The sequence below is a fragment of the Aestuariivirga sp. genome (assembly GCF_020252405.1).
GTDB lineage: Bacteria > Pseudomonadota > Alphaproteobacteria > Rhizobiales > Aestuariivirgaceae > Aestuariivirga.
This window is the reverse complement of sequence record NZ_JADCDA010000104.1, coordinates 1-7,410: the sequence shown is the minus strand read 5'-3', so window position 1 is coordinate 7,410 and position 7,410 is coordinate 1. Positions and strand designations below refer to the sequence as shown.

7 protein-coding genes are annotated in these 7,410 nt (G+C 66.4%); 4 read left to right on the top strand and 3 right to left on the bottom strand.

Going from position 1 to position 7,410, the window contains the following annotated elements; translation table 11 throughout:
- Positions 1-95 precede the first annotated feature (95 nt).
- Positions 96-1,241, bottom strand: coding sequence for a spermidine/putrescine ABC transporter substrate-binding protein (locus tag IOC69_RS13440; protein ID WP_290544069.1), 1,146 nt, complete (start codon positions 1,239-1,241; stop codon positions 96-98).
- Between the two features lie 166 nt (positions 1,242-1,407).
- Positions 1,408-2,307 carry a LysR substrate-binding domain-containing protein gene (locus tag IOC69_RS13435; RefSeq protein ID WP_290544068.1) on the bottom strand — a complete coding sequence of 300 codons (900 nt, stop codon included), beginning with the start codon at positions 2,305-2,307 and terminating at the stop codon, positions 1,408-1,410.
- Between the two features lie 70 nt (positions 2,308-2,377).
- Here IOC69_RS13435 and IOC69_RS13430 point away from each other — a divergent pair, with 70 nt between their 5' ends.
- The 3 genes from IOC69_RS13430 to IOC69_RS13420 all read left to right on the top strand — a co-directional run bounded on the left by IOC69_RS13430 (position 2,378) and on the right by IOC69_RS13420 (position 4,890).
- Complete coding sequence (locus tag IOC69_RS13430) at positions 2,378-3,142, top strand: BtpA/SgcQ family protein (RefSeq protein WP_290544067.1); 765 nt, start codon at positions 2,378-2,380, stop codon at positions 3,140-3,142.
- The gene (locus tag IOC69_RS13425) at positions 3,139-3,765 is read left to right on the top strand and encodes a phosphoribosyltransferase family protein (RefSeq protein WP_290544066.1); all 627 of its coding nucleotides are present in this window, start codon (positions 3,139-3,141) and stop codon (positions 3,763-3,765) included. The genes IOC69_RS13430 and IOC69_RS13425 overlap by 4 nt, the downstream gene beginning before the upstream one ends.
- 81 nt (positions 3,766-3,846) lie before the next feature.
- Complete coding sequence (locus tag IOC69_RS13420; protein ID WP_290544065.1) at positions 3,847-4,890, top strand: AI-2E family transporter; 1,044 nt, start codon at positions 3,847-3,849, stop codon at positions 4,888-4,890.
- Between the two features lie 88 nt (positions 4,891-4,978).
- Here the strand turns inward: IOC69_RS13420 and IOC69_RS13415 are convergent, their stop codons facing one another.
- Positions 4,979-5,275 (bottom strand): HdeA/HdeB family chaperone, encoded by a 297-nt coding sequence (locus IOC69_RS13415; RefSeq protein WP_290544064.1) that lies wholly within the window; start codon positions 5,273-5,275, stop codon positions 4,979-4,981.
- Positions 5,276-5,502: 227 nt separating this feature from the next.
- Between IOC69_RS13415 and ade the strand changes: the two genes are divergently transcribed.
- Positions 5,503-7,287 carry an adenine deaminase gene (ade, locus tag IOC69_RS13410; RefSeq protein WP_290544063.1) on the top strand — a complete coding sequence of 595 codons (1,785 nt, stop codon included), beginning with the start codon at positions 5,503-5,505 and terminating at the stop codon, positions 7,285-7,287.
- Positions 7,288-7,410 lie beyond the last annotated feature (123 nt).

Genomic DNA, 7,410 nt, shown 5'->3' with positions numbered 1-7,410 from the left:
TTTCGCCGGGGTGACGGTGGAGAGAGATTATACGTTTCAGCATGCGTGGAGAGAAAGCGGGGTCCCGGCTTTCGCCGGGATGACGGCTTTCAAAGCTACGATGCGTTTTTGTATTCCTGCCAGAACTCGTTCCAGTCCTCGAGGCTCTGCTGCTGGGGCACGTTGCGGTAGTGCACGCGGCCGTCCTTGATGAGCGTGATCGGGTCGTTCGGCATGCCGTCAACCTGGCCGGTGCGCTGGGCTTCCTTGGGGTCCACCTCGTTCAGCCTGGCGCGGCCGCCTTTGGTGACGCAGAAGGCGGGATAGGCGAGCATGCGGGCCGAATGCGCCTGGCCATCGGGCGAGAGCATGTATTGGATGAACTTCTTCGCCATGGCGGCCTTCTGCGTGCCCTTGCCGATCGACCATGACTCGGTGAACTGGATGCCGCCTTCCTTCGGCACCACCGACTTCACCGGAGCGCCATCGCGCTCCAGCACACCGGTGATCCAGTCGCCGATGCCGGCCATGGCCATCATCTCGTTGTTCTTGAGGCCGTTGAAAGTGCCGCCGTAGTCGAAGAAGCCGCCGACCTGCGGCCTGAGCGACATGGTGGTTTCCTGAATCTTCTTCCAGCCGGCCTCGTCCTGGTCCCACAGCCTGGGCCCGTTGCCGTTGGCGAGGCTCATCTCGCCGAGGTTGGGCAGGTGCCAGTCGAAGTGGCCGAGCTTGCCCTTGATCTCCGGCTTCCAGAACACCTTGTAGCTCCGCGCCTCCTCCTCCGAGATCGCCGTGGTGTTGTAGCTGACGCCGAGGTGGCCGAAGCGCACCATCATGGAATAGAGCTTGCCGTCCTTCCAGTGGCCGGGGAACTGCTTGAAGTCGGCATAGAGCATGTCGTCGAAGGGATAGTCCGCCGGGTTCAGTTCCTCGATGTAGCCGGCCGCGTTGAGCTGCTGCACGAATTCGGCGTCCGCCAGGATGACGTCATAGGTGCCGGGCGGCGACTGGGCGATGAGCGCCATCATGTTGTCGCCGCCCGCGTAGTATTTGGGCTTGAACTTCACATTGTTGGCGGCTTCGAACTCGCCCACCACGTCCGGCTCGCCATGGCCGTACCAGGCGAGCATGTTGATCTCGACGGTGTCGGCCCAGGCACGGCTGACGAAGGGCGTGCACAGGGCCGTGGTGGCGGCCGCGCCATATTTCAGCACGTCGCGGCGCGTTGGCTTCAAAACATTGGGCTTGAGAATTTTGGGCATGCGTCTTTTCTCCCTAGGAGCCGGAGGATGGCCGGCGGTTTGGTTCCCACTCCTGACCGCGCATGCCATCATGTCTTGCTGCCGAGGTCCAGCGCGTCATGCGGCAGGCTAGCCCTCAACCGGGCATTCGGGAAATTTATGCTGCTAATGTATGCATGAGGCCCGCTTATCGGGCAGCGGCCGCCCTGGACGGGGCAGGCTCGGCCGCCTCGTCCATGCGGGCGATGAGCGAATCGACCAGCATGAGGCCCGCGCCCGAGAGGCGCTGGTGCTTGTAAAAGAGCCCGATGTGAATGGGCTCCATGGCCGGAAAACCCTCGCGCGGGGCCAGAATCCGCATGTCCGGCAGCAGCGTCTTGCGGGTGAGCGCGGTGACGCCCATGCCGGCGCTGACGGCGCGCTGCAGCCCGCCGATGTCGGGCGTCGTATAGGCAATGCGCCAGCCGCGACCTTCGGCGCGGAGCGCCGCCGTCATGCGGCGGCGGTATTCGCAGCCCTCCGGGTGGGTGACGAGCGGCACGACGCCCGGCTTATTCAGGGGAAAATCCTTCGCCACGGCCCAGATCGGCCGCTCCTCCCAGCTGCGCACCAGATAGGGGTTCCTGTCGCGGGCAAGCAGCGCAATGACAATGTCGAGCCCGTCGGCATGCAGCAGGTCGAGGAGCTTGCGGGAGAGGTCGCAGGTGATCGACAATGTCACCCTGGCCTGTTCGCCGGCGAAATCGACGATCGAATCCTGCAGGAAGGCCACCGAGAAATCGGTGGGCAGGCCGACGCGCAGCTGGCCCTTGGCGGAGCGGCCCTTGAGCTGGGCCACCGCCTCGTCATTGAGCCGGAGCAGCTGGCGGGCATGAACGGCCAGCGCCTCGCCCTCCTCGGTGAGCTTCAACTCGCGGCCTTCATGCGACAGGAGCCTGGCGTCGAGCAGCTCCTCCAGCCGCTTCATCTGCAGCGACACCGCGGGCTGGGTGCGGCCCAGCGCGTCCGCCGCGCGGGTATAGCCGCCCAGGTCGATGACGCTGACGAAGGCCCTGAGCAGGTCGGTGGGCAGGTTTATGGCCCGCATAGCCCCTCCTTATGCTTCCATCATCATTATAAATTTCCGTAATCCGCGCAAGGCCGTAATTCTGGCGGACATGACACGGCATGAATTCCGGAAGCTGTTCAAAAGCGTGGGCCCCGCGGTGCTGCCGGTGATCCATGTGACAGACAATGAACAGGCGGAGCGCAATGTGCGCGTCCTCGTGGGCGAGGGGGCGCCCGGCTGCTTCCTGATCAACCATGATTTCGGCGTCGGGCCCTTCCTGCCGGTCATCGCGCATGTGAGGGCCAGATTCCCCGCGCTGTGGATGGGGGTCAACTTTCTCGCCGTGACGGGCAAGGACGCCTTCCCCGTTCTGGGCAAGCTGAAGCGCGAGGGCGTGGCGGTGGACGGCTACTGGGCGGATGACGCGCGGATCGACGAGCGCCGCGCGGCCGACGACCAGGTGGAGGCCAAGGAGATCGCGGCGGCGCTGAAGGCTTCAGGCTGGAGCGGGCTCTACACCGGCGGCGCCTGCTTCAAGAAGCAGCGCGAGGTGGCGCCCGAGCATTACGGCTGTTCCGCGGCGCTCGCCACGGGCTTCATGGATGCGGTGTGCACCTCTGGCGCGGCCACCGGCAAGGCGGCGGACCTGGACAAGATCCGCGCCTTCCGCGCCGCCATCGGCGATCATGCGCTGACGCTCGCGTCCGGCATCACGCCGGAAAACGCGCATCTCTACATGGACGCCGCCGACGGCTTCATGGTGGCGACCGGCATCAACCGCGACGGCGATTTCTATAATATCGAGCCCGCGAAGCTTGCCCGGCTTCTCAAACTCACACGCGAACATGGTGCAAGACAGGGAGCAATGTCATGAGCCGCAACAAGGGCCCGCGCGACGACCGCTGGTATCTCAGCCTCATGGCGCCCAACACCAAGGGGCCGAAATTCGCCTGGCTGGACCCGACCTCCATCTACATCAATGGCGCTGCCTTCCATGACCTGCTTGACGATCTGGTGGCGGACCTGCACGGGCTGACCGTCGATGTCGTCGGCGGACTCGACGCCATGGGCTTCGTGCTGGGTTCGGCTCTGGCGACGAGGCTCGGCGTCGGCTTCCTGCCGATCCGCAAGGCGGGCAAGCTGTGCGTCGACACTGACAAGGTGAGCTTTTCCAACTATTCCGGCCGCACCCAGGACATGGAGATGCGGCTTCCGGCCTTCGGGCCGGGCACCAAGGTGCTGCTCGCCGACCAGTGGGTCGAGACGGGCGGCACCATGGATGGCGCCATCCGTCTGGTCGAGCGGCAGGGCGGCGCGGTGGTGGGCCTCGCGGCGGTGGCCATCGAGGAGAATGCCGCGACCGATGTCTATCGCGCGAGGTACCGCTGCGTGTCCGGCGTCGTGCAGGGCAGCCGCTGGCAGACGGAATGCAACGCGCAGAGGCTCGAAAGCTTCACGCGCTACCGGCCGGAACTGGCGTTCCCCGCGATCCGCTGAAGAACCCTCCCCGCCCGGCCTTGCCAAAACGGGGAATGTGTTCTCTCATGCGGCCTTCGGCACAATCGCGGGAGCAGCGGCATGGAGGCGGGCGGCAGCGGGACGGCGGGGCGTTCCGCCATCGGCGGCATGCTTTTCGTGTGCACCGTCATCATCGTGCTGGCCGCGCTGTCCTGGGGCGAGATGGTGTTTGCGCCGGCCGCCTTCGCGGTGTTCATCGTGATGGTGGTGTGGCCGGTGCAGGCCTGGCTGCAGCGGCGCATGCCGCGCATGCTGGCCATGCTGATCACCACCGTGGCGACGCTGGTGTGCATCGCCTTCCTGCTCTTGCTCTTCGCCTGGGGCATCGGCGTGATCGGGCAGTGGCTGGTGGGCAATGCGGCGCGCTTCCAGGCGATCTACCAGGCCGCCGCCGTCTGGCTCGAAGGCCATGGCGTATTGCTGGCGGGGGCCCTGTCGGACACCTTCAACATGGGCTGGGTGGTGCGCTTCGTGCAGTCGCTCGCGGCGCGGCTCAACGGGCTTGCGGGCTTCGCCACGCTGGTCTTCGCCTTCGCGGTGCTGGGGCTTCTCGAGGCCGAGGACCTCGCCAGCCGCCTCACCAGGGCGGGCGGCCGCTTCGGCGGGGTGGACATGGTGGCGGCGGGGCGCGAGACGGCGGGGCATTTCGGCAAATACATGCTGGTGCGCAGCATCGCCAGCGTGACCACGGGGGCCGCCGTGTGGCTGGTGGCCTGGGGCGTGGGGCTGGAGCACCCCGCGGCCTGGGCGGCCATCGCCTTCACGCTCAACTACATTCCCTTCCTCGGGCCGCTGGTGGCCACGATCCTGCCCACCGTCTTCGCGCTTTTGCAGTTCGAATCGCTGCAGGTGGCGGCGCTCGTGCTGGTGTCGCTGACCGCGGTGCAGTTCGTGATCGGCAGCTACCTCGAACCGGTGTTCACCGGCTCCACCCTGTCGATCTCGCCCTTCGCGGTGATGTTCGTGGTCTTCCTGTGGAGCATGCTGTGGGGCCTGACGGGCGCCTTCATCGGCGTTCCGGTGCTGGTGGCCGCGATGACGGTGTGCAGGCAGATCCCGGCCATGCGCTGGTTCATCGTCATGCTGTCCGGCGGCAAGGGCTAGGAGCATGATCCGCAAAAGTGGAACCCGCTTTTGCGACAAGATCATGCTCAAGCTTTTGAACTGGCGCCGGTTTGCGCCGAGGCGCGCCTCAGTTTCCGCTCTCGGCCTGCTTCAGCACGGTGAGGAGGCCGGTCGCCGGTTCGGCGGCGCAGGCTTCGGCGGCGGCGTCGGCATTGGCGTTGAAGCGATCAAGATCCAGCCGCGTGTCATCCGCCTGGCCGCCCAGATAGCCGTCGATCCAGGCAAGCACCAAGGCCACTTCCTCCGGCTTCATGGTGGCGACGTCGCTGCACTTGAGCGTCGCGATGTCGAGCGTTTCGGCCGCGGCCTTGAGCGGCGCCAGCGCGGTGACCGCCAGCAATGCCGCAGTGAAAATCGTCTTCATGGCGCCTCGTCTTTGTTGATCTGCCCAATGCTGTTGGCGCCCGCGCCAGATGTCAACCGCGGGTTTTGGCTTTAGGTTACCAGGCGCCGCCGGCCGCACCGGCCGCGGGCTTGGCGCATGGCGGATTTCCGGTAAAGTCCTCCCCCGGAGCGGGCCGGCGCCGCGCCGCCGCCCGCGGCGCCGGATATCCGGATATCGGGACACGGCGCGGAGAGGAAAGCGTGATCATGAAATCCTGGCCGGACACTGCCCACCGTCTCATCGCCGTCGCCATGGGGCGGGAGAAGGCCGATATGGTCATCCGCGGCGGGCGCTGGGTGAACGTGCATTCGGGCGAGATCATCGCCGCCACCGACATCGCCATTGCGGCGGGCCGTTTCGCCTATGTGGGGCCCGATGCCAGCCACTGCACCGGCGCGGACACGCAGGTGATCGAGGCCGAGGGCCGCTACCTTGTGCCCGGCCTGTGCGATGCGCACATGCATGTGGAAAGCGGCATGGTGACGGTGACCGAATTCTGCCGCGCCGTCATCGCGCACGGCACCACCTCCATGTTCATCGACCCGCACGAGATCGCCAATGTTCTGGGGCTTGCCGGGGTGCGGCTGATGCATGACGAGGCGATGGCCATGCCCGTCAACGTGTTCGTGCAGATGCCCTCCTGCGTGCCGAGCGCGCCCGGCCTCGAGAACCCCGGCGCCACGCTGGGGCCTGACGAGGTGCGCGAGGCGATGGGCTGGCCCAACATCATCGGGCTGGGCGAGATGATGAATTTCCCAGGCGTGACCGCGGGCGACGGCAAGATGCTGGCGGAAATCGCCGCCACGCAGCGCGCCGGCAAAACCGTGGGCGGGCATTATGCCTCGCCCGACCTTGGGCTCCCGTTCCATGCCTATGCGGCGGGGGGGCCTTCGGACGACCATGAGGGCACGCGCGCCGAGGATGCGGTTGCCCGGGTGCGCCAGGGCATGCGCGCCATGCTGCGGCTGGGCTCCGCGTGGTTCGACGTCGCCGCCCAGATCAGGGCCGTCACCGAGCAGGGGCTCGACCCGCGCAATTTTCTTCTGTGCACGGATGACAGCCACTCGGGCACGCTGGTCAATGACGGCCACATGAACCGCGTGGTGCGCCACGCCATTGCCCAGGGGGTGAGGCCCATCACCGCCATCCAGATGGCCACGCTCAACACCGCGCAGCATTTCGGCCTCGAGCGCGAGCTGGGCTCGATCACGCCCGGCCGCCGGGCGGACCTGATCCTCACCTCCGACATCGTGGCGCTGCCCATCGGGCTGGTCATCGCGCGCGGCCGGGTGCTGGCGGAGAACGGCAGGCTCACGGCCGATATTCCAGCCTATGTCTATCCGGAGGCGGCGCGCCGCACCATGAACATGAAGCGTTGCCTCACGGCGGAGGATTTCGACGTCACCGCCCCGGCGGGCCGCAACCAGGTGGATGTGCGGGTGATCGGCGTGATCGAGAACCAGGCGCCCACCAGGGCGCTGCGGAAGACGCTGAAGGTCCAGTCCGGCCTTGTCGAAATGGACCGCGCCAATGACGTGGCGCAGATCGCGCTGGTCGAACGCCACAGGGCGACCGGCAAGGTGGTGAACGCCTTCGTCTCGGGCTTTGGCTATAACAGGGATTGCGCGCTCGCCTCCACCGTGGCGCATGACAGCCACCATATGATCGTGGTGGGAACCAACAAGCAGGACATGGCGCAGGCGGCGAATATTCTCAGGGACACCGGCGGCGGCCTGGTGCTGGTCTCGGAGGGCAAGGAGCTGGCCCGCGTCGAAATGCCGATCGCCGGCCTGATGTCCGACGAACGCGCCGAAATCGTGGCGGAGAAGGCCGGAAAGCTCGTCGCCGCCATGAAGGCCTGCGGCTGCAACCTCAACAACGCCAACATGCAGCACTCGCTGCTGGCGCTCGCCGTCATCCCGGAGCTGCGCATTTCGGACGAGGGGCTGATCGACGTGACGGCGTTCCGGAAGGTTGACGTGTTTGTTTAAAGCGGCGGGCGGTCAATTGACTCCATTAGGATTTCCCTCCCCCTTGTGGGGAGGGGTAGGGGTGGGGGGCCCACGAGTCCAATTCTCCAAGACCTGAGCCCGGGGACCCCCACCCTTAATCCC